At 72.6% G+C, this 20,182-nt stretch carries 18 protein-coding genes; 10 read left to right on the forward strand and 8 right to left on the reverse strand.

The genetic code is table 11. The annotated features are described in order from the left end of the window. Positions 1-6: 6 nt before the first annotated feature. Both FH608_RS31030 and FH608_RS53905 read right to left on the reverse strand, forming a co-directional pair. Positions 7-654, reverse strand: a complete 648-nt coding sequence (locus tag FH608_RS31030) for a response regulator transcription factor (protein WP_139635874.1) — start codon at positions 652-654, stop codon at positions 7-9. Next, positions 618-1,769 (reverse strand): sensor histidine kinase, encoded by a 1,152-nt coding sequence (locus tag FH608_RS53905; RefSeq protein ID WP_264372928.1) that lies wholly within the window; start codon positions 1,767-1,769, stop codon positions 618-620. The genes FH608_RS31030 and FH608_RS53905 overlap by 37 nt, the downstream gene beginning before the upstream one ends. Positions 1,770-1,858: 89 nt before the next feature. On the opposite strand from FH608_RS53905, the gene FH608_RS31040 reads away from it, so the two are divergent. Both FH608_RS31040 and FH608_RS53055 read left to right on the forward strand, forming a co-directional pair. Beyond that, positions 1,859-2,242, forward strand: a complete 384-nt coding sequence (locus FH608_RS31040) for a hypothetical protein (protein WP_139635876.1) — start codon at positions 1,859-1,861, stop codon at positions 2,240-2,242. Between the two features lie 81 nt (positions 2,243-2,323). Beyond that, positions 2,324-2,554, forward strand: a complete 231-nt coding sequence (locus FH608_RS53055) for a hypothetical protein (RefSeq protein ID WP_226900055.1) — start codon at positions 2,324-2,326, stop codon at positions 2,552-2,554. Here FH608_RS53055 and FH608_RS31050 read toward each other — a convergent pair whose 3' ends face one another. From FH608_RS31050 to FH608_RS31060, 3 genes are all read right to left on the reverse strand, one after another. After that, the gene (locus tag FH608_RS31050) at positions 2,555-3,547 is read right to left on the reverse strand and encodes a GNAT family N-acetyltransferase (protein WP_139635877.1); all 993 of its coding nucleotides are present in this window, start codon (positions 3,545-3,547) and stop codon (positions 2,555-2,557) included. A 159-nt stretch (positions 3,548-3,706) separates the two neighbouring features. Then, the gene (locus FH608_RS31055) at positions 3,707-4,357 is read right to left on the reverse strand and encodes a hypothetical protein (protein WP_139635878.1); all 651 of its coding nucleotides are present in this window, start codon (positions 4,355-4,357) and stop codon (positions 3,707-3,709) included. Positions 4,358-4,431: 74 nt separating this feature from the next. Further along, positions 4,432-5,316 (reverse strand): aminoglycoside phosphotransferase family protein, encoded by an 885-nt coding sequence (locus tag FH608_RS31060; RefSeq protein ID WP_226900056.1) that lies wholly within the window; start codon positions 5,314-5,316, stop codon positions 4,432-4,434. A gap of 244 nt (positions 5,317-5,560) precedes the next feature. Here FH608_RS31060 and FH608_RS31065 point away from each other — a divergent pair, with 244 nt between their 5' ends. From FH608_RS31065 to FH608_RS31090, 6 genes are read left to right on the forward strand one after another with little or no spacing between them, the layout of a single operon-like run. Then, the gene (locus FH608_RS31065) at positions 5,561-6,565 is read left to right on the forward strand and encodes a LacI family DNA-binding transcriptional regulator (protein ID WP_139635879.1); all 1,005 of its coding nucleotides are present in this window, start codon (positions 5,561-5,563) and stop codon (positions 6,563-6,565) included. A 47-nt stretch (positions 6,566-6,612) separates the two neighbouring features. Then, positions 6,613-8,217 (forward strand): FAD-dependent oxidoreductase, encoded by a 1,605-nt coding sequence (locus FH608_RS31070; protein ID WP_226900057.1) that lies wholly within the window; start codon positions 6,613-6,615, stop codon positions 8,215-8,217. Between the two features lie 19 nt (positions 8,218-8,236). Then, the gene (locus FH608_RS31075) at positions 8,237-9,502 is read left to right on the forward strand and encodes an ABC transporter substrate-binding protein (protein WP_139635880.1); all 1,266 of its coding nucleotides are present in this window, start codon (positions 8,237-8,239) and stop codon (positions 9,500-9,502) included. Between the two features lies 1 nt (position 9,503). Continuing rightward, positions 9,504-10,445 (forward strand): carbohydrate ABC transporter permease, encoded by a 942-nt coding sequence (locus FH608_RS31080; RefSeq protein WP_139635881.1) that lies wholly within the window; start codon positions 9,504-9,506, stop codon positions 10,443-10,445. Next, positions 10,435-11,265: a carbohydrate ABC transporter permease gene (locus tag FH608_RS31085; protein ID WP_139635882.1), complete on the forward strand. Its 831-nt coding sequence runs from the start codon at positions 10,435-10,437 to the stop codon at positions 11,263-11,265. Before FH608_RS31080 ends, FH608_RS31085 begins: the two co-directional genes overlap by 11 nt. A 2-nt stretch (positions 11,266-11,267) precedes the next feature. Continuing rightward, positions 11,268-13,154, forward strand: coding sequence for a hypothetical protein (locus FH608_RS31090; protein ID WP_226900058.1), 1,887 nt, complete (start codon positions 11,268-11,270; stop codon positions 13,152-13,154). Between the two features lie 20 nt (positions 13,155-13,174). Here FH608_RS31090 and FH608_RS31095 read toward each other — a convergent pair whose 3' ends face one another. From FH608_RS31095 to FH608_RS31105, 3 genes are read right to left on the reverse strand one after another with little or no spacing between them, the layout of a single operon-like run. After that, the gene (locus tag FH608_RS31095) at positions 13,175-14,644 is read right to left on the reverse strand and encodes an FAD-dependent monooxygenase (RefSeq protein ID WP_139635883.1); all 1,470 of its coding nucleotides are present in this window, start codon (positions 14,642-14,644) and stop codon (positions 13,175-13,177) included. Continuing rightward, on the reverse strand, positions 14,641-15,264 hold the full coding sequence (locus tag FH608_RS31100) for an acyl-CoA-like ligand-binding transcription factor (protein ID WP_226900059.1): 624 nt from the start codon (positions 15,262-15,264) through the stop codon (positions 14,641-14,643). The genes FH608_RS31095 and FH608_RS31100 overlap by 4 nt, the downstream gene beginning before the upstream one ends. Before the next feature lie 56 nt (positions 15,265-15,320). Next, positions 15,321-15,794 (reverse strand): MarR family transcriptional regulator, encoded by a 474-nt coding sequence (locus FH608_RS31105; protein WP_139635884.1) that lies wholly within the window; start codon positions 15,792-15,794, stop codon positions 15,321-15,323. A gap of 82 nt (positions 15,795-15,876) precedes the next feature. Between FH608_RS31105 and FH608_RS31110 the strand changes: the two genes are divergently transcribed. Both FH608_RS31110 and FH608_RS31115 read left to right on the forward strand, forming a co-directional pair. Next, positions 15,877-17,277: an MFS transporter gene (locus FH608_RS31110; protein WP_139635885.1), complete on the forward strand. Its 1,401-nt coding sequence runs from the start codon at positions 15,877-15,879 to the stop codon at positions 17,275-17,277. A gap of 82 nt (positions 17,278-17,359) precedes the next feature. Continuing rightward, positions 17,360-20,179 carry an AAA family ATPase gene (locus FH608_RS31115; protein ID WP_139635886.1) on the forward strand — a complete coding sequence of 940 codons (2,820 nt, stop codon included), beginning with the start codon at positions 17,360-17,362 and terminating at the stop codon, positions 20,177-20,179. Positions 20,180-20,182 lie beyond the last annotated feature (3 nt).

The following is a 20,182-nucleotide window of genomic DNA, read 5'->3' on the forward strand; positions in this document are numbered from 1 at the left end:
GCCGTGTCAGGTCGTCGAGGTGTCGATCCGGTTGAGGTAGGCCAGTACGGCCATGACGCGGCGGTGGGTGTCCGGTGACGGGATGAGGCCGAGCTTGGCGAAGATCTGCGTAGTGTACTTGCTGACCGAGCCCTCGCTGAGCGACAGCCGCTGGGCGACGGTCGCGTTCGACAGGCCCTGGGCCATGAGCGCCAGGACGTCCAGCTCCCGCGCGGTAAGCCCCGCCGGAGCACGGTCAGGGGTGAGGAGCTGGGCGATGACCTCCGGGTCGATGGCGGTGCCGCCGGCGGCCACGCGCCGCACCGCGTCGACGAACTCGTCCGTGTCGAGGACGCGGTCCTTGAGCAGGTAGCCGACGCCGCTGCCGTGGGCGAGGAGCTCGCGGGCGTAGAGCTGCTGGACGTACTGCGACAGAATCAGCACCGGCAGTCCCGGCACTTCCCGGCGGGCGAGGGCGGCACGCAGTCCCTCGTCGGTCTGGCTCGGTGGCAGGCGGATGTCGATGACGGCGACGTCCGGCCGGTGCTCCAGCAGCGCGGCGAGCAGGTCAGGGCCGTTGTCCACGGTGGCGACGACGTCGAAGCCATGCCCGCGCAGCAGCCGCTCGATGCCGTTTCTCAGCAGGTAGAGGTCCTCGGCGAGGACAACGCGCACGGCACCTCCAGCGTCGCGACGGTCGGGCCCGCGGGTGGGCTGTCGAGGTCGACAGTACCGTCGAACGGCCGCAGCCTGCGCTGTATGCCCTGGATGCCGGTGCCGCGGGCAGGGTCGGCGCCGCCGACACCGTCGTCGGTCACCGCCACCCGGAGAGTGCCACGCCGGTGTTCGAGGCGGACGCGGACAGCGCGGGCATGCGCGTGCTTGGTCACGTTGACCAGCAGCTCCGCCGTCGCGAAGTAGACCGCGGACTCCAGCGCCGGCGGCAGGCGTCCGGGCAGCTCCGCCTCGACGGTGACGGCCAGGGGATGCTCCAGGCCGAGTAACCGCAGCGCGTCGACCAGGCCCCGCTCGGACAGGACCGGCGGGCGGATGCCGTGCACCAGGTCGCGGAGCGTGCGCAGCGCGTCGGCCGCCGTCGCCCGCGCCTCGGCGAGCAGTTCCTCGACCGCGTCCGGATCGTGCCGTAGCTGCTGCTGGGCCAGGCTCAGGCTCAGGCCGACGGCGATGAGCCGGGCCTGTGCGCCGTCGTGCAGGTCGCGTTCGATGCGTTCGAGCTCGGCCGCCTGGGCATCGAGCGCCTCGGTACGGGTCTCCGCAAGCTCCCGTACCCGTGCCGTGAGCTTCGCCTGGTCGGTGGGGGAGAGAAGCGCGCGGGTCCACCGCGCGTGCCACCGGAACGGCCGCGCCCAGCCCAGGACGGCCGGCGCGAGCAGGATCGTGCCGACGGCCGGGTCGAGGACCATCCAGGCCAGATCCCGCCACGTCGCCGGGTCGCGCAGCACCCAGTTGAACCACGACGAAACCGCCGCCCACAGCCGTGAGTGGTGATAGTCGTAGCCGGTCCAGTACCAGCTCTGCGCGGTCGGTTCGAGCGCGGGGCGGGGCAGATACGGCCGGACGATCTCCACGCCGGCCCACCGCCCCTGCAACCGGCGGCTGACGTCGGCCATGCGGCGGCCGGCGAACACGAGCACGAGCAGCGCGGGGAACAGCACTACGCCGTTCAGCCGCAGCAGGACCAGCACCGGCAAGGCCACCAGCAGGGCGACCAGCACCTTGAGCGCGAGCAACGCCAGGCACCGCCCCGACACTTCCGCCAACCGTCGCACACCGTTCATCCTTACCGGTGGGGCCAGCCCCACCCAAGTCGGGACCTGGACGGATGTTCCCGGCCGCACGCTTTCCCTAGCGTCGAACCATGACCAACACGCCACTTCGCCTCACGCAGGTCTTCGCGGTCCTCAGCGCCGGGCTCGTCGCCGCGACGGCGCTCCTCCACTTCGTGGCGCCGTCCCTCGTCAACCCGACCGTCTGGATCCGCGCTGTCGGCGTTCTCGTCCTGTCGCTGCTCTATCTGCGATGGGCCGCACGGCTGCGCGGGGGCAGCCGCCGCGTCTACCGGCGGCTGCTCTGGGTGTCCGTCGCCGGTTCGCTCGGCATCGCGGCGCTCGCCCTGCTGCCCGGCACGCCCTACCCGGCATGGGTACGCGTGGAGCAAGCGGTCCAGGGCGTCATCCTGCTCGCTCTGGCCTGGGTCCTCACCCGCCCGGCCGTCCGCGCCCACCTCGAGCCCGCCCGATGAAACGCCGACGGCTCCACGGGCGGGCCGGCGTCAGGGGAGGTGGCTTTCGGTGCGGTCGATGGTGCGTACGATCTCGCGGGCTTGGGCGAGCTCGTCCGCGCGGCGGTCGAGGGTGGTCAGGTGCTCGCGCAGCGCAGCGCAGTGGATCGCGCGGTGCTGTTCATGTCCCGGCCCCACCCCGAGCGGGCGACCGAAGCCCCCTACGGCGACCCCGTGCCGGCCCGGGCAACGGTCGAACGCGTCACCACCTCCGGCGAGGTCCGGGAGCGCGTGCTCGGCGCGACCGCCGCTGTCCTGTTCGGTCTGTCCTGATCAGGTTTCGGCTGGCATCGGCAGCTCCACCAGGAGCCGTTCGCCGCTCCCGCGGTAGCCCACCGCCCGGTTCACCGCCGTCATGGGTGCGTTCTGGCGGTTGACCGTCGATGAGACCGTCCGCAGGCTGGGGAAGCGCTGGTGCAGGCGCAGGGTCTGCTCGGCCTTGATCCAGCGCGCCAGGCCGCGCCGCCGGTGCCGGGGCAGCACCACCGTGTCGTGCTGCTGGGCCGCGGGAGCATCCGATGCCGCCACGGTTGCCACGGTGGCGGCGACGACCTGGTCGGTGGCGCGGTGCACGGCCGCGCAGACCATCAGGTGGGCGCCGCTCGCGGTCATCCGAGCCTCCCAGGTACGGACCGCTGCCGCGTCCCAGGCTCGTGAAGCCATTTGCAGCGCGGCGCCGGGGGCGTCCGGGACGTGGCTCATCACTTGCCCGAATGACGGTGCCAGCGGCTCGGGGGCCGCGCCGTGCCAGTGTGCCAGGCTGTACTCGGTCGGATCTGGGCAGATCGCCAGCTCGTGGCAGTGGCTCAGCACGTGCTCGTCGAGTCGTTGCTCCTGGAGTTCCAGGCGCAGCAGTTCGCGTACGCCGGGCCACGTCCGGACGAAGGCTTCGCCTGGGCTCCCGGCCGGCACCGTGCTCTGGATTCGTTCCATACCTGCTGAATGGGCATATTTCGTGATCTGCGCCAGCAGGGTCGTGCCTACGCCGCGGCGACGAGCCGATGGCGCCACGAACAGGCGCAGGAAGCCGATCCGTTGATCATGCGGCTGTGGCCGGAGCTGGGCGGTGCCGACGATTCGCCCGTCGTCGCTGTCGCGGGCGGCCCACCGCCGTACCACGGGATGGTCCTCCTCGGCCCGCAACTGCTCGGCCAGTGCCGCAGCCCGGGGCGGGTCTCCGGACACCTCGCTCTGGCCCTGGCTGCAGAGCGCGCACCAGACGGCGAGGTCGGTTCCCCTCGCCTGGCGCGGCAGGAAAAACTCCACGGTCGCTGGAGGCACTTCAGCACTGTGGCATGCGGCGCCTGCTCCGGGAAATGCCCGCTCGTCCTATGAAGGGCCGGCACCGGTCTGCGCTTGGTCTAGGTCACACACCGTCCGTCGCCGTTGCGATGCGGCCCGCCGGCGCCGCGAACTGCTGGAGTGTCAGCCATCGATCCAGGGAAAGCCGTCGGGGTCGGCCTCGGAACGGCTGCGGATCGTCGCGTCGTCGTGTCCACGCACGCGGCTCAGGAACGGGAATTCCTCGGGACTCACCCGGATCTTGGCGGCCGGCTCGACCGGCGCCAGTTTTGCCGCCTGGCGCTGGCGGACACCGCGTATCGGCGGCTGATGCTCGAACCCCTCGGCGGGAAGGAGGTAGACCGTCCCCTCCCGCCATGGGTTGAGGTCGAGTACGTGCCGGCTGATGGAGAAGTAGTAGTAGGTCTCGCCGGCGAGGTCGCTGCACGAGTTGACCATCGACAGCGGATGATCGCGGTTGATTGTCGCGAAGAACATCGGCCAGATGCCGTCCGACGCGGCATAGACGGCTGTGCGATCACCGAAGGCGTCGCTGTCGTAGGAGCGGCGTGGATCGAAGCGCTCGATCGAGGGATCGTTCGAGCCGTGGAGAACGTACCCGGCCTGTTCGGCGACGTAGCAGAGGAACTGCCACTTGGGCGCGGCCAGGGTATAGGTGATCGGTTTGTCGGGACCTTGGGTGACCGCGTCGCTGAGCAACGAGGCGAAGCCGGCCAGGGTCTTGCCGTCCGGGTTGAACGGCGGCCGGGGCAGCCAGAAGGAAGGGAGATCCACGACCTCAACCTAGCTGCTCCCCATCGTCTCGTCCTGGTTGGCGGCGGGCGTCGCCGTCGGGACCGCGATGCCCCCTACTGCTCCAGCACCGCGTCCAGGGTGCGGCGGCCGATTCCGGCCATCAGCGGGTTGTCGGCGGAGTGGGTCAGGAAGACGAGGGCCAGGGCCAGCGCCCACCCCCGCGCCCGGGCCCAGGTGCCGTCGTCCGCGCGGCCGTACGCCCGCCGGAAGTCCTCTCGCCGTGACGCGGGCAGGATCATCCAGGCGACGGCCAGGTCGGTGGCGGGGTCGCCGGCGGTGATGTCGCCGAAGTCGATCACGGCGCTGACGCGTCCGTGGTCGACCAGGATGTTGGCGGGGTGCAGGTCGGCGTGCAGCCACATGGGCGGGCCGTCCCACTCGGGCGCGGCGACGGCGCGCTCCCACACCCGCAGCGCGGCGGCCCGTTCGGCCGGGTCGTCCAGGTGGGGGAGCTGGGTCATCACCCCGGTCGTACGGCCGGCGAGCGGGATCCCGCGCGCGGGATTGGCGGGGGCGTCCACCGGTGCGGGCGTGTGCAGGGCCGTGAGGAAGCCGCCGAGGGCCAGAGCCGCGTCTCCCGGATCGGCGGGTGGCGTGCTGGCCGCGATGTCCCCGGGCAGGTACGGCACCACGCTCCAGCTCCAGGGATAGCCGTGGCCCGGCTGCCCGGTGCGCACCGGTGCCGGGATGCGCAGCGGCAGGCGCTCGGCGAGGCCGGGCAGCCAGCGCTGTTCGTTCACCACGAGCTGGGCGGCCAGGGCGCGACGGGGGAGGCGCACGAGGTAGGCGTCGCCGAGCCGGCAGACGAGGTTGTCCCAGCCGTTGGCCAGCACCTGGATGTCGAGTCCTGCCAGGTCGGGGTGTTGCTCGGTCAGCAGTCGGCGGACGAGGCCCGTGGAGACCGGCACCTCGGCGGCCGGCATGCTGTTGGGGGTCATCGCGCAATCCTAGAGCTCGTCGCGAACCGGGGCCGTGGAGCCGGATGGTGCCGCCCGGTCGCTCGCCGCTGGCCGCTCGTCTCGTCGCCGACCGGCCCGGCGTCACTGTACGTCGCCAGGCGCCGATGACGGCATTCCGTTGATAATACGAATTACTCAGCGATTACTCCTTGACGCCCCCTCGCGTCCGGTCGCAGAATGACCGAACTAATACGCATTATCGATATGGCGGGTGATACGCACTGTGACCGCTTCAGGGCGTCGGCTGACGCAGCAGGACATCGCGCGCATGGCCGGAGTGAGCCAGACGACGGTGTCCCTGGTGCTCAACGGAAGGGCCGAGGGCGAGGTGCGGATCTCGCCCGAAACCCGCGACCGGGTGCTCCAGGTGATCAGGGAGACCGGGTACGTGGCCGACCCCGCGGCGCGCCGGCTCGTCGAACGGCGCAACCGCATCTACGGCGTGTTCACGTACGAGGCCGTCTTCCCCGCCGAAAGCGCCGACTTCTATCACCCGTTCCTGGTCGGGATCGAGGAGTGCGTCGAGGAGGCGGGCTGCGACCTGCTGCTGTTCACCAGCGCCAAGGCGCAGCAGGGGGAGCGGCGGCGGATATTCAGCGCGGAGAGCCGGATCCGGCTGGCCGACGGATGCATCCTGCTCGGCCGGACGATCGACCGGGAGGATCTGTCCAGACTGCTGTCCGAGGGTATCCCGTTCGTCTCGGTCGGCCGTCGTGACGACGCGGGCGGGCCGGTGCCGTACGTCGGGGCGGACTACCCGCCCGCGGTGCGCGCGCTGGTCGAGCGGGCCGCGGCGCTCGGGCACCGGCGGATGGCCTACGTCGGGGCGGGGCAGGGCCCGGAGTCCTACGCCGACCGGCTGCGCGGCTTCGCCGAGGGCGTGGCCGCGGCCGGCGCCGAAGGGCTGCACCTGACCACGGCGGACGGGCTGTTCGACTGCGGCGCGACCGTGGTGTTCGCCGAGGAACTGGCCGACGGCGTGGCCATCGCCGAGGCCGCCAGGGCCCGCGGGCTGGACGTGCCGCGCGACCTGTCCATCGTCGCGCTGGGCGCGCCCACCAGGCCGGTGTCGACCGACATCGACTTCGCCGGGTTCCGCATTCCCCGGCGGGAGATGGGCCGCAGGGCCGTCGAGCTGCTGACCCACGTGCTGGAACGCGGTGACGTCCCGCAGGAGCTGCTGGTGTGCGAGCTGGTCGAAGGATCGACGCTGGCATCGCCCGCATGAGCCCGTACACGAACAAGCCCGTACCTGAGGAAGAGGTAATTCCCCACGTGGTTGAGATATCGGCAGACGCGCTCGTCGTCGGCGGTGGGCTGGGCGGCGTGGCCGCCGCGCTGGCCCTGCTGCGGGCCGGGCGATCGGTGGTGCTCACCGAGGAGTACGACTGGCTGGGCGGCCAGCTCACCAGCCAGGCGGTGCCGCCGGACGAGCACACCTGGGTGGAGCGGTTCGGCGTCACGGCGAGCTATCGCGCGCTGCGCGACGGCATCCGGCGCTACTACCGCGACCACTACCCGCTGAACGAGCGGGCGCGGGCGTGGGCGGAGCTGAACCCGGGCGCCGGGCACGTCAGCAAGTTGTGCCACGAGCCCAGGGTCGCGGTCGCGGTCATCGAGGCCATGCTGGCCCCGTACCGGGGCTCGGGCAGGCTGCGGGTGCTCCAGCCGTACCGGCCGGTCGGGGCGGAGGTGGACGGCGATCGCGTCACGGCCGTGCGGCTCGCGCACCGCGACGGGGGAGCCGAGGTCATCGCGGTGGCACCGTACGTGCTGGACGCCACCGAGACCGGCGAGCTGCTGCCGCTGACCGGGACCGAGTACGTGACCGGGTTCGAGGCGCAGGACGACACCGGCGAGCCGAGCGCCCCGGCGACGGCGCAGCCGATGAACATGCAGGCCGTGTCCGTGTGCTTCGCGATCGACCACGTGGACGGCGACCACACCGTCGACAGGCCCGCCTCGTACGACTTCTGGCGCGCCTACCAGCCGCCCTTCTGGGGCGACCGGCTGCTGTCCTGGCGCTGCCCGAGCCCGCGGACGCTGGAGATCGTGGAGCGTTCCTTCACCCCGAACCCGGGCGACGACCCCCGCCTGGTGGAGGCGGACCAGCGGGTCAACCCGGGCGACGGCAACCTGTGGACGTTCCGCAGGATCGCCGCCCGTGACAACTTCGTGCCCGGCGCGTACGAGAGCGACATCGCGCTGGTCAACTGGCCGATGATCGACTACCTGGAGGGGCCGGTCATCGACGTGCCGGACGCGGATCGGCACCTGGCGGCGGCCCGCGAGCTGTCGATGTCGGTGCTGTACTGGCTGCAGACCGAGGCCCCGCGCCACGACGGCGGCACCGGCTACCCGGGCCTGCGGCTGCGCGGCGACGTCACCGGCGGCGCCGACGGGCTCGCCCAGGCCCCCTACATCCGCGAGTCCCGGCGCGTCCGGGCCCTGACCACCGTCACCGAACAGGACCTGTCCGTGGCGGTACGCGGCGACAAGGGCGCCGTCTCCTATCACGACTCCGTGGGCGTGGGCATGTACCGCATCGACCTGCACCCGTCGACCGGCGGCGACAACTACATCGACGTCGCCTGCTCCCCGTTCGAGATCCCGCTCGGGGCGCTGATCCCGCAGCGGATGAGCAACCTGCTGCCCGCCTGCAAGAACATCGGCACCACCCACATCACCAACGGCGCCTACCGCCTGCACCCGGTGGAGTGGAACGTCGGCGAGGCGGCCGGTGCGCTCGCCGCCTTCTGCCTGGACCGCGCCACCACGCCGCACGCCGTGCGCGCCGACGGCCGGCTCCTGGCCGACTACCAGCACCGGCTCGTCCGCGACGGCGTGGAGCTGCGCTGGCCCGACGTCACCGGTTACTGACGCCAGAAGGAGAACCCCCATGAAAGCACCCGGGAAGCTGGCGGCCCTCACGCTGGCCGCCCTCCTCGCGGTCACCGCCTGTGGCGGCGGCGGCGACGCCGCGCCGGCCGCGCAGGGCCCGCAGCCGCTGCGCATGTCGATCTGGACCTCGAACGAGGCCCACCTGAAGCTGTTCAACGAGATCGCCGCCGAGTACCGCAAGTCCCACCCGCAGGTCGGCGAGATCACCTTCGACCCGATCCCGTTCGAGAACTACACGACCACGCTGACCACGCAGATCGCCGGCGGCAACGCCCCCGATCTGGCCTGGATCCTCGAGAACTCCGCCCCCGACTTCGTCGGCTCCGGCGCGCTCGTCCCGCTCAAGAGCAAGGTCGAGAACGCGGGCGAGCTGGTCCCCGCCGCCACCAGGCTGTGGGAGCGCGACGGCGAACTGTACGCCTACCCGTTCTCCACCTCGCCCTTCGGCGTCTTCGTCAACACCGACCTGGTCAAGGCCGCGGGCCAGAAGACGCCGCGCGAGCTGATCAAGGCCGGCCAGTGGGACTGGGAGCACGCCAACGAGATCAACAAGGCCGTGGCGGCGAAGGGCGAGAACGGCCTGACCATCCTCAACTTCGACTACAAGGCGTGGGACAACCTCGCCACCGTCTGGCAGGGCTGGGGCGCCAGGGCGTGGAGCGAGGACGGCGGCACCTGCCAGTTCAACGCGCCCGAGATGGTGGAGGCCATGACGTTCATGCACAAGGCGGTCTTCACCGACAAGTCCATGCCGGGGCCGGGCACCGCCGTCGACTTCTTCTCCGGCGACACCGCGATGGCCGTCGCCCAGATCTCCCGCGCCGCCATGCTGGAGGACGCGACCTTCAAGTGGGACCTGGTGCCGCTGCCCGCCGGGCCGAAGGGCGAGTACGCGGTCATCGGCCAGGCCGGGATCGGGGTGCTGAAGAAGTCACCGAAGGCCGAACTGGCCACCGACTTCCTCGCCTACTTCACCAACGCCGCCAACTCCGCCAAGCTCGCCGCGTACTTCCCGCCCGCGCGTGGCTCCCTGCTGACGGCCGACACCATGGCCAAGACCAGTCCCATGCTCGACGGCGACCAGCTCCAGGACGTGGTGATCGACGGCATCGAGAAGGGCGTGGTCAAGCCCAGCCACACGGGGCAGGCCGAGCTCGCCCAGACCGTCAGGGCCGCGCTCGACCCGCTGTGGAAGCCGGACGCCGACGTCAAGGCGGTGCTGGACGGCGTGTGCGCGAAGATCCAGCCACTCCTGGGCGGATGACGTGACGGTGACGGATCTCGGCGACCGGGTGGCCGAGCGCCCCGCCACCCGGCACCGCCACTTCTGGACCATCCCCCGGCGCGACGCCCTCGTCGGCTATCTGCTGGTCTCGCCGCAGCTCGTGGGAAGCGCGCTGTTCGTCCTGCTGCCGCTCGGCCTCGTCGTCTACTACAGCCTCCAGGAGTGGAACGTGCTGGCGGGCACGTTCGAGTTCGTCGGCGGCGACAACTACGCCAAGCTGCTCGCCGACCCGAACATGGGGCAGGTGCTGACCAGCACCGCGCTCTTCTCGGTCGGCCTGGTCGTGCTCAACCTCGCGCTCGCGCTCGCCCTGGCCATCCTGCTCGATCAGCGGCTGCGCGGCACCACGCTCTTCCGCACGCTGTTCTTCTCGCCGGTGCTGGTGTCGCTGGTCGCCTGGACCATCGTCTGGCAGTTCCTGCTCCAGCAGGACGGCGGCGTCAACGGCCTGCTCGGCGTGGCGGGCGTGGACGGCCCCAACTGGCTGCGCGGCGAGACCACCGCCCTGCTGTCGGTCGTCGTCGTCCAGGTCGTCAAGAACGTGGGCCTCAACATGGTGCTGTTCCTCGCCGCGCTCCAAGGCGTGCCGCGCCAGCTGTACGAGGCGGCGCAGCTCGACGGCGCCGGCGCCTGGACCCGGTTCCTGCGCATCACGGTGCCCCTGATCAGCCCGACGATCCTGCTCACCTCGATCATCACCGTGGTCGGGTCACTGCAGGTGTTCGCCCAGATCGCCGTGCTCACCCAGGGCGGGCCCGGCATGTCGACCACCGTCCTCGTCTACTACCTGTACCAGCAGGCCTTCCAGTTCCGGCACCTCGGCTACGGCGCCACCCTGTCGGTCCTGCTGTTCCTGATCGTCGCGGCGCTGACGCTGCTGCAGTGGCGGCTGCGCCGGAAGTGGGTCTTCCATGAGTCGTAGGGTCAAGCTCGCGTTGTACGCGCTGCTGTGCGTGTTGTGCGTGCCGTTCGTCTTCCCGACCTGGTGGATGGTCACCTCGTCGGTGAAGCCGATCAGTGACATCTTCGCCTTCCCGCCCGCGCTGGTGCCCTCCAGGTTCGACTTCTCCACCTACGGCAGGGTCTTCGAGCTGCAGCCGTTCGGCCAGCAGTACCTCAACAGCCTCTACATCGCCGCCGTGGTGACCGCCGGCACGATGGCGGTGGCCGCGATGGCGGGCTACGCCTTCGCCCGCGTCCGCTTCCCCGGCCAGAACCTGCTCTTCCTGGTCGTGCTCGTCGGCCTGCTGATCCCCAGCGAGGTGACGATCGTCCCGCTGTTCCAGATGTTCCACGCGGCGGGGATGACCGACACGCACTGGCCGCTGATCCTGGTGCCGATCCTGGGCGCGCCCAGCGTGCTGGCGACGTTCATCATGCGGCAGTTCTTCATCACGCTGCCCGGCGAGCTGGAGGAGGCCGCGAGGGTCGACGGGCTCGGCCGCTTCGGCACCTTCGTCCGGGTGGCGTTGCCGCTGGCCAGGCCGGCGCTCGGCGCCGTGGCCATCTTCACGTTCCTGCACTCGTGGAACCTCTACCTCGAACCCATCGTGTTCCTGTCGACCCCGTCGAAGTTCACCCTGCCGCAGGCGCTCACCCAGTTCGTCGACGCCTACGGCTCGCCCCTGTGGAACGTGCAGCTGTCCGCCGCCACGATGACCGCCCTGCCCGTCCTGGTCGTCTTCGTGCTGGCCCAGCGGCAGTTCATCGAGGGGCTCGCGCACACCGGTCTGAAAGGTTGACCATGCTCCCCAGCAGTGCCATGCTCTCCCGCCGTACCCTGCTCCGCGCCGCCGCCCTGCTCCCGGTGGCCACCTCCCTCGCCGTGCCCGGCGCCGCCCTGGCCGCGGCGTCCCGTCTGGCGCCGCTGCCCGCGGGTCTGGACCGCAGGTTGTTCGCCCCCCACGAGCAGCGCTTCGCGCCCTACCTCGCCACCCTCGCGCCCATGGTCAACGACATGGACGACAGCGGGTTCTTCGCCGGGGGCTGGTGGCGCTCACCGGCGGCGCCGTACAACGCCAGGATCCAGGAGCACGTCTTCACGCTGGCCTGGTTCCACGCCAACGCCCGCCCGTGGAACCCGTACGCGGGCGACGCCGATCTGCTGGCCGCGCTCGACGCGGCGCTCGGCCACTACCTGTCACTCCAGCACCCCGACGGCACCTTCCCCGAGCGCAATCCCGGCCAGCACGGCCTGGCGGCCACCGGGTTCGGCATCGGCTACCTGGCCAAGACCCTGCGCCTCCTGCGCGCGGCCGGGGCGCTGCCCGCGCGGCAGGCACAGATCACCGCCGCGTTGCGTACGGCCATGACGTGGTTCCTGGACCTCGACAACCGTCCCGGCTGGCAGGACCAGCTCCCCTATGCGAACCAGACCACCGCGGGCCTCGCCGGATCCACGCACGCGCTCCGGCTCGATCCCGACTCCGCTCTCGCCGCCCGCCTGACCGAGGCGTTCGCCAGGCTCCCCACGGTCGGCCAGAGCTCCGTCGGCTTCTTCCATGAGGAGGGCGGCCACGACATGAACTACAACTTCGAGGTCATGCTCCCCGAGATGGCCGACGCCTACCAGGTGAACCGTGATCCGCATCTGGTGGACATGGCCCGCGCGTTCACCGGCTTCCTGTCCTACAACCTGCTGCGCGAGCCCGACGGCTCCGGGTACATGGTCAACGTGGCCCCCTCCACCCGTACCAGCACCCGCTGGTACGACGAGGTCAGGCCCGACCCCGACCGGACCTCGCTCAACTGGACGTTCACCCGCCACGTGCCGCTGCTGTCGGCGTTCATGACCGCCCGCGAGGACCTCGCGGACGCCCGCGCCGCCTGGGCCGCCTCCGCGGACCCGGTCGCCCCGCTCGCCAAGCAGGACACCTCACCGCGCATCCTCACCCACGGCCTGTACGGCGAGCGCTTCCCCACCAGGCAGCAGCGCGCCGCCGCCATCCGGGACCTGCCCTACCTGCGCAGGGACGACTTCGTCGAGCTGCGCAGGGACCGCGGCCAGGACTTCCTGTACGTCCGCAAGCCCGGCCTGTACCTGGGCGGCTACTTCGGCAGCCGCGCCTCACGCGGACGCACCGGCCTGACTTTCGTGTGGCACCCCGAGGCCGGCACGGTCATCTGCGGGCTCAACAACAACAACTACGCGTGCTGGTCCACCGTCTTCCCCGGCCAGGCGCCCGACTCCGACGGCTCGCTGCCCGCCACCTACTTCCGCGGCGCCCCCGGCGGCAGGGAGTGGACCGTCGGCCCGGCCCCCGCCGCGTTCGGCATCCGCTACGGCAACGCCGACGTCACCACGGAGGTCCTGGTCACCCGCCGGACGATCCGGCGCACGGTCACGGCGAACGCCGCCGCCACCGAGCAGATCCCCCTCGTCCTCCACCCCACGGACGTCCTCACCTTCACCGACGGCACCCGGGCCGCGTTCGGCGGCGCGACCACCGCCACCGCCGACGGCTTCGACCTCCGCCGGGGCCGCACCACGATCCGCTTCCGCTGGAGCGCCCCCATGCCGGCGACCCTGGCGGCCGGCACCGTCCGCTACTTCCGCGACGGCTCCCGCCGCTTCCACGCCCTCCGCATCCCTCACCAGGGCACGTTCGACCTCACCGTCATCATGGGATGACCCCGGCCGGGCCCGCCACCTCAGGGTTCGCGGGATTCGCCGAACCACGTGCGTAGCGCGTCGTCCAGGGTGTCGTCCGGGGTTCCGGCCCAGACCACGTAGCCGTCGGGGCGCAGGAGCAGCGCGGGTGGCGCCTGCACGGGCACCACGTCCACGCGCGAGTGCCGGACCCGCAGGCCGCCGGTGGGGTCGAGGAGCAGCGGCCGGGCGTCCGACGCGGGCTGGTGGAGCCGCGCGGGCAGGTCCGTCAGGAAGCGGCCGAGGAGCGGGTGCGGCGGGGCGGGCATCGGGTAGGGCAGGTCGGCGCCGGCCAGGAGCCCGGCGATGCGGCGGAGGTTGGCCCTGTCGGACAGCATCTCGCCGAACAGCTCGCGCAGCGCGGTGACCTCCGGCCCGGGAGCGGTCAGGGCCAGCTGGGCCTTGGAGTGCATCGCGACGCGCAGGGCGGCCGGCCGGCGCTCGGCCTGGTAGGTGTCCAGCAGGCCGGGCGGGGCCCAGCCGCGCACGGCCGCGGCCAGCTTCCAGGCCAGGTTCGCGGCGTCCTGCAGGCCCAGGTTGAGCCCGGGGGCGCCCATGGCCGAATGGACGTGGGCGGCGTCACCGGCCAGGAACACCCTGCCCTCGCGGTAGCGCCCGGCCACGCGGGTGTTGCGGCCGTTCAGGCGGCGCAGCAGGTGGGGGCCGTCCCCGGCGGGGGCGGCCAGGGGCAGGTCCGCACCGGTCACGCGGGCCAGGCTGGTGCGCAGCTCGGCGATGGTCATCGGCACGTCGTCGCCGGGCGCCCCGCTGTTCCACTCCATCACGCTCACGGTCAGGACGCCGGGGCCGGCGGGCAGCATGGCGTACGCGCCGCGGTCGGTCCGGTGCCAGGCGTACAGCCCGAACATCCCGACCCCCGGCACCTCCAGCTCGGCGCGCTCGGGCCGCAGGGTCGCGCCGGGTACGCCGACCTGGGCGGCGCGGCTGACGATGTCGCTCTGGCTCACCCCGGGGAAGTCGATGCCGGCGAGCTTCCTGACCGTGCTGTGCCCGCCGTCGCACCCGACCAGGTAGCCGGCGCGCAGCTCGCACGGGCCGTCGGGGCCGGTCAGGCGGAGCGTCACGCCGTCAGCGTCCTGCGCCAGTCCGGTCAGCTCGTGCCCGCGCCGGATCCGCGCCCCCACCTCCACCGCCCGGCGCTCCAGCTGCTCCTCGAGCTCCGGCTGCTTGATCCGTATCCCGGTCAGGGGGTTGTCCTCGAGGCCGGCCAGATCCAGCGGCAGCGCGCCGAAGACGAAGGCGGGCGCGGGCGCGGGCGGGCCGCTGCCCAGGCTGCGCCGGTGCAGCAGGTGCGCGACCTGGCCGATGACGGCGTTGGCCTTGGGCAGGTCGCTGCGGTGCGGCAGGCGCTCGACGACCAGTGGCCGGAGCCCGGCCAGGCCGAGCTCGCAGGCCAGCATCAGGCCGTTGGGGCCGCCTCCGACGATGACGATGTCGGTGTCCGCGCTCATGCGCCTCCTTGCGTCGATGGGTCGGGAAGTCCGGCCGACAGCCGGCGCAGTGCGTCGCGGAGCAGCGGAACGATCGGGACAGGCGGATCGGCGTGCAGCCAGTGCCCCACGGCGGCCTGCACGGCGGCGCTCACGGTGGCGGCGACCAGGTGGGGGTAGAGGTCACGCTCGGGGTCGCCGCCGGTGCGCTCGGCGACCGCGGCGGCGAACTCCCGCTGTGAGGCGAAGGCCAGCTTCAGCGCTTCCGCCTGCAGGCTGGGCTCCTCGATGAGCAGCCGGGTGGCGGCGAGCCGCTCGGGCTCGGGCGTGACGGGTTGGGTGCCCGCGTGCCGCTCCCAGGCCTGGATCGTCGCCTCGGTGATCGCCTGCCACAACGGTTCGCCTGCGGGCCGCGCACGCAGCGCCGCGACCTGGTGCTCCGCCCGGTCGGTGTGGCGGGCGGCCAGCGCCTCGTACTTGCTGGAGAAGTAGTTGCTGAACGTGCGCGGGGACACTCCGGCCTCGGCGGAGATGTCCTCGATCCGTACGTTGTCCAGCCCCCGCTCCAGCACCAGCCGCAGCGCCGCGCTCATCAGCGCCTCGCGCGTGGCGCGCTTCTTGCGCTCCCTCAATCCGGTCACGCGAGCGATGGTATCGAAACGTGCGGAGTCAGCAAATTTTCTGACTCCGCAACTTGTCAGGGGGGCTGGTCCCTCAGCCGCCGTGTCTGCTCGTCGATCAGCTCATTCGCCCGCAGCGCGAAGTCGTGCACGACGGCCAGTTCCTCGTCGCTATAGCCGGCCGCGAGCTCGGCATAGGCGCGGTCGACCCCTTCCAGAAAGCCCAGCAGGTCCTGATAGGGGCCTTCGCGCACCAGCTCGACGAGCACCCGCCGGCGGTCCGTCGCGTCCCGGCGGCGGGAGGCGTACCCGGCCCGTTCCAGCCGGTCGATCGCGGCCGTGATGGCGCCGCCGCGCGTCAGCCCGATGCGTTCGGCCAGCTCGTGGGGGGTCATCGGCCCTTCCTTGTCGAGCACGGCCAGGCAGTTGAAGTCGGTCACGTTGATCCCCGCCCGGGCGGCGACCACCACATGGAACAGCGCCGATCGCATGGCCGTCACCCGGCCCTGGTCGGACACGGCCGCGATCAGCTCCCGCCGGTCCTTCGCCATGATGGCTCCCTCGAAAATCTCTCTAAAATAGAGATACTCTAGAAAATATTCTCTCTCTTTTCGTCTGAAGTAAGGCTAAGGCATGTCCGTGTCCTCTCGGCGCCGACTTGTGCTCGGCGTCGTCCTGACCGCCGCCTTCATGGACAACATGGACGCCACGATCGTCAGCATCGCCCTGCCGCGTATCCAGCGCGATCTCGCCGGCGGATCCGCCCTGGCCCAATGGAGCCTGGCCGGCTACGCGCTCGCGTTCGCGGTCTTGCTGATCACCGGCGGGCGGCTGGGCGACATTTTCGGCCGCAGGCGGATCTTCCTGCTCGGCGTCGCTGGTTTCACGCTCGCCTCGGTGGTCTGCGGGGCCGCGACGGCGCCCGAGATGCTCGTCGCCGGCCGGTTCGCGCAGGGGGCGCTGGCGGCGCTGATGGTGCCCCAGGTCATGTCGGTGATCGTGGCGATGTTCGAGCCGCACGAGCGGGCCAGGGCGTTCGCGATGCTGGGAGCGGTGCTCAGTGCGGGAAGCGTGAGCGGGCCGTTCCTGGGCGGCCTGCTGACCGAGTACGATCTGGCCGGGCTGGGCTGGCGGGCGATCTTCCTGATCAACGCGCCCATCGGGATGGTCACGTTCTGGCTGGCCGTGCGCGCCATGCCGGAGACGCGCTCCACCCGGCCACTGCGCCTCGACCTGGTGGGGGTCGTGCTGGTGGCCCTGATCATGGTCGGCGTGCTCTATCCGCTCACGCGGGGGAGCGAGGCCGGATGGCCGGGCTGGATGTACGCGGTCATCGCGGCGGCCGTGGCGGCCGTCCCCGCGTTCGCCGCCCACCAGCGGTGGCGCCATCGCCTGGACGGGTCCGCGCTGGTGCCGCCGGCGCTGTTCGCCCGCCGCTCCTTCACGGTCGGCGTGGTCGTGGTGCTGCTGGTGTTCTCGGGAGTGACGTCGTTCTTCCTGGTGATGACCTACCACCTGCAGGCCGGGCTGGGCTGGGCGCCGTTGCGGGTCGCGCTGGTGACGCTCGCCTGGCCCCTCGGGATCACCGTGACCACCCGGCCGGCGCTGCGCCGGGCGAGCCGGCGGCTCGTCGGCGCGGGCGCGGCGGTCATGGCGGCGGGGGTGACTATGATGATCGCCTCGGTCACCGTGCTCGGAGCGGGGCTGTCCTGGCCCTATGTGGTGGCGGCCGAACTGGTCATCGGGCTCGGGATGGGCCTGTGCGTGCCGATCCTGGCCACCGTGGCGCTCAGCGAGGTGCCCGCGGACGACGCCGGCGCCGGCTCAGGGGTGGTCAACACGGCCATCCAGCTCGGCACCGCCCTGGGGGTCGCGGTCGTCGGCGCGGTCTTCTTCGCTCTCGCCGGGGACGGGTTCGCGTCGGCGACGGCGACCGCGCTGTGGTTCAACGTCGCGGTCTTCGCCGTCGCCGCCCTGGTCGGCCCGCTGCTCCCCGGCGCCCGTACGCGGGAGCCGCTTGCGGGCGCCCATTAGCGCGGCGGCCGTCCGCATGATGGCGTACGTGCCGGGCGGCCGCGCCGCACTGCCGTCTTCGCCCCTCCTAGAGTAGATAATTGTGCTTTACGGCAGGTCAGCGGAAATGGGAGCGCTCGACGAGGTGATCGCGCGCGCCCGCGAGGGGCGCGGCGGCGCCGTGGTGCTGCGGGGAGAGGCGGGCGCGGGCAAGACGGCCCTGCTCGACGCGGCGGCCGCGCGCGCCGGCGCGATGCGGGTGCTGCGGACCACCGGCGTGGAGCACGAGTCCGACCTGGCTTTCGCTGCGCTGCACCAGGTGTTGTGGCCGGTGACCGGCTCGCTCGACGCGCTGCCGGAGCCGCAGCGCGACGCCGTGCGCGCGGCCCTGGGGCTCGCCTCCGGCAGCGCCGGCGATCGGTTCCTGCTCGGCGCCGGCGTGCTGTCGCTGCTGGCCGAGACCGCCGCCCCGGACGGGCTGATCTGCGTAGTCGACGACTTCCAGTGGGTGGACCGGGCCTCGGCGGACGCGCTGCTGTTCGCCGCCAGGCGGCTGGGGACGGAACGGATCGCGATGCTGTTCGCCGTGCGCGGGGACGCTCCGGTCAAGGGCATGCCGCCGGCGGTGGACGTGCGCGGCCTGCCCGAGCCCGCCGCGGCCGAGCTGCTGGAGTCACGGCACGGCGCGCTGCCCGCCCCTGTGGTGCGGGAGCTCGTCACGCTGACCGGCGCGAACCCGCTCGCCCTGGGCGAGATCGCAGCCCGGCTGACCCCGGCGCAGCTCGCCGGGCGCGAGCCGCTGCCCGATCCGATGCCCGGTGGCGCGCGGCTCTTCGGCGAGCGGGTGGCCGCGCTGTCGCCCCCCGCCCGGCTGGTCGCCCTGGTCGCCGCCGTCGAGGCCGACCTCGACCTGGTCCTTCGCGCCGCCGATCGGCTGGCGGCCGGGCAACGGGCGGTACGGCCCGGGGAGGACGCGGCCGGGCAAGGCGCGACAGGGCCCGGGGAGGACGCGGCCGGGCAAGGCGCGACAGGGTCCGGGGAGGACGCGGCCGGGCAAGGCGCGACAGGGTCCGGAGAGGACGCGGCCGGGCGACCGGCCTCGGCCGGGGCGCTGGCCGAGCTGGAGGAATCTGGGCTGGCCGGCGTGGTGTCGGGCACGAAGGTACGCTTCCGGCATCCGCTCATCCGGTCCGCGGTGCACGAGGCGGCCGCCCCCGCCGACGTCCGCCGGGTGCACGCGGTCCTGGCGGAGCTCACCGGGGGCGACCGCCGCGCCTGGCACCTGGCCGGAGCCGCCGTGGGCCAGGACGAGCGGGTCGCCGCCGCGCTGGTGGCCGCCGCGGGGCGGGCACGCGACGGCGGCGGCTACGGCACCGCCGCCACGGCCCTCGCCAGGGCCGCCGAGCTGACCCCCGACCCGTGCACCCGTGCCGAACGCCTGAAGGACGCCGCGGTCGCGGCCTGGCTCGGCGGCCGCCCGGGACAGGCGGAGTCGCTCCTGGCCGAGGCTCGCGAGGAGGCCCGCGGGGACGCCGGCCTCGCCATGGAGATCGCCCAGCTCCGGGGCCGGTTCGAGCTCAACTCGGGCAGCGCAGCCGAGGCCGTACGGATCCTCGCGGCGGGCGACCGGCTCGACATGCTGGCCGACGCCGCGGAGGCGGCCTCGTACGTCGGCGACACGGCGGCCATCGTCGAGCTCGGCAGGAGGGCGGCGGCGCACCCCGAGGGGTTCCTGCGGGACGCGGTGGCCGGGATCGGCCTGACGCTGGACGGCGACGCCGCCGGGCCTGGCCTGCTCCGCCGGGCGCTGGCGCGGGCCGGCGACCTGGAGGACGCGGCGGGATACCTGTGGGCGGCGGCCGCGGCCAGCTACCTGGGTGAGGCCGACCTCGCCACCGAGATGGCGAGCCGGGCCGGACAGGTCGCCAGGGTGTCGGGGATGACCGGGCAGCTGCCCGTGGTGCTGGAGTTCGTGGCGACGGCGGAGCGCCTCGCCGGGCGGCTGGCACGCAGCCAGGCGGTCTCCGAGGAGGGCCTGGAGCTGGCCAGGGAGGCCGGATACGAGAACACGGTGGCCGCGCACCTGGCGAACCTTGCGGCGGTGGCGGCGCTGCGGGGCGAGGAGGAGGCCTGCGAGCGGCAGGCGCGCGAGGCGCTGGCCATCGCGGTCCCGCATCGGGTGGGCCTGCGGGCGGGGGTGGCCGCGTACGCGCTGGCGCTGCTCGACCTGTGCCTGGGCCGCCACGCGGCGGCGCACGACCGTTTCACGGCCATCGCCGCGGCGGGACCGGGCGCGGGGCACCCGACCGTGGTGTGGCGGACGGCGCCGGATCGCGTCGAGGCCGCCGTGGGCGCGGGCGACGAGAAAGGCGCGCGGGCGACGCTGGCCGCGTACGAGCGGTGGTCGGCGCACGCCGCGACGCCCGAGTCACGCGCGCTGCTGGCCCGCTGCCGGGGCCTGGCCGACTCGTCCGAGGACGCCTTCGGCGAGGCGCTGCGGCTGCACACCAACCCGTTCGAGGCGGCCAGGACGGCGCTGCTGCTGGGCGAGCGCCTGCGCCGCGCCCAGCGGCCGGGCGAGGCGCGCTCGCACCTGCGGACGGCGTGGGAGACGTTCGAGCGGGCGGGCGCGCGTCCGTGGGCCCGGCGCGCGCAGGCCGAGCTGCGGGCGGCGGGCGAGAGCGGGCAGGCCCCGCCCCCGGCCGTGCTGGACGCCCTGACCCCGCAGGAGCTGCGCATCGCGGGCCTGGTCGCGGACGGGCTGTCGAGCAAGCAGATCGCGGCCCAGCTCTTCCTGAGCCCGCGCACGGTCGAGTACCACCTGTACAAGATCTATCCGAAGCTGGGCATCGGCTCCCGTACGGAACTGGCGCGACTAGTAGTTCTACAGAAGGCCCCCGTAGCCCGAGACGACATGCTGTGACAC

Origin of the sequence: Nonomuraea phyllanthi, assembly GCF_006334985.2 — a bacterium.
Classification (GTDB): domain Bacteria; phylum Actinomycetota; class Actinomycetes; order Streptosporangiales; family Streptosporangiaceae; genus Nonomuraea; species Nonomuraea phyllanthi.

Excerpts from the sequence above, each read along its gene's own strand:
- FH608_RS31085 (WP_139635882.1), top strand. The coding sequence starts at position 10,435 with ATGAGTCGTAGGGTCAAGCTCGCGTTGTACGCGCTGCTGTGCGTGTTG.
- FH608_RS31095 (WP_139635883.1), bottom strand. The coding sequence starts at position 14,644 with ATGAGCGCGGACACCGACATCGTCATCGTCGGAGGCGGCCCCAACGGC.
- FH608_RS31040 (WP_139635876.1), top strand. The coding sequence starts at position 1,859 with ATGACCAACACGCCACTTCGCCTCACGCAGGTCTTCGCGGTCCTCAGC.
- FH608_RS31090 (WP_226900058.1), top strand. The coding sequence starts at position 11,268 with ATGCTCCCCAGCAGTGCCATGCTCTCCCGCCGTACCCTGCTCCGCGCC.
- FH608_RS31075 (WP_139635880.1), top strand. The coding sequence starts at position 8,237 with ATGAAAGCACCCGGGAAGCTGGCGGCCCTCACGCTGGCCGCCCTCCTC.
- FH608_RS31110 (WP_139635885.1), top strand. The coding sequence starts at position 15,877 with ATGTCCGTGTCCTCTCGGCGCCGACTTGTGCTCGGCGTCGTCCTGACC.
- FH608_RS31105 (WP_139635884.1), bottom strand. The coding sequence starts at position 15,794 with ATGGCGAAGGACCGGCGGGAGCTGATCGCGGCCGTGTCCGACCAGGGC.
- FH608_RS31060 (WP_226900056.1), bottom strand. The coding sequence starts at position 5,316 with ATGACCCCCAACAGCATGCCGGCCGCCGAGGTGCCGGTCTCCACGGGC.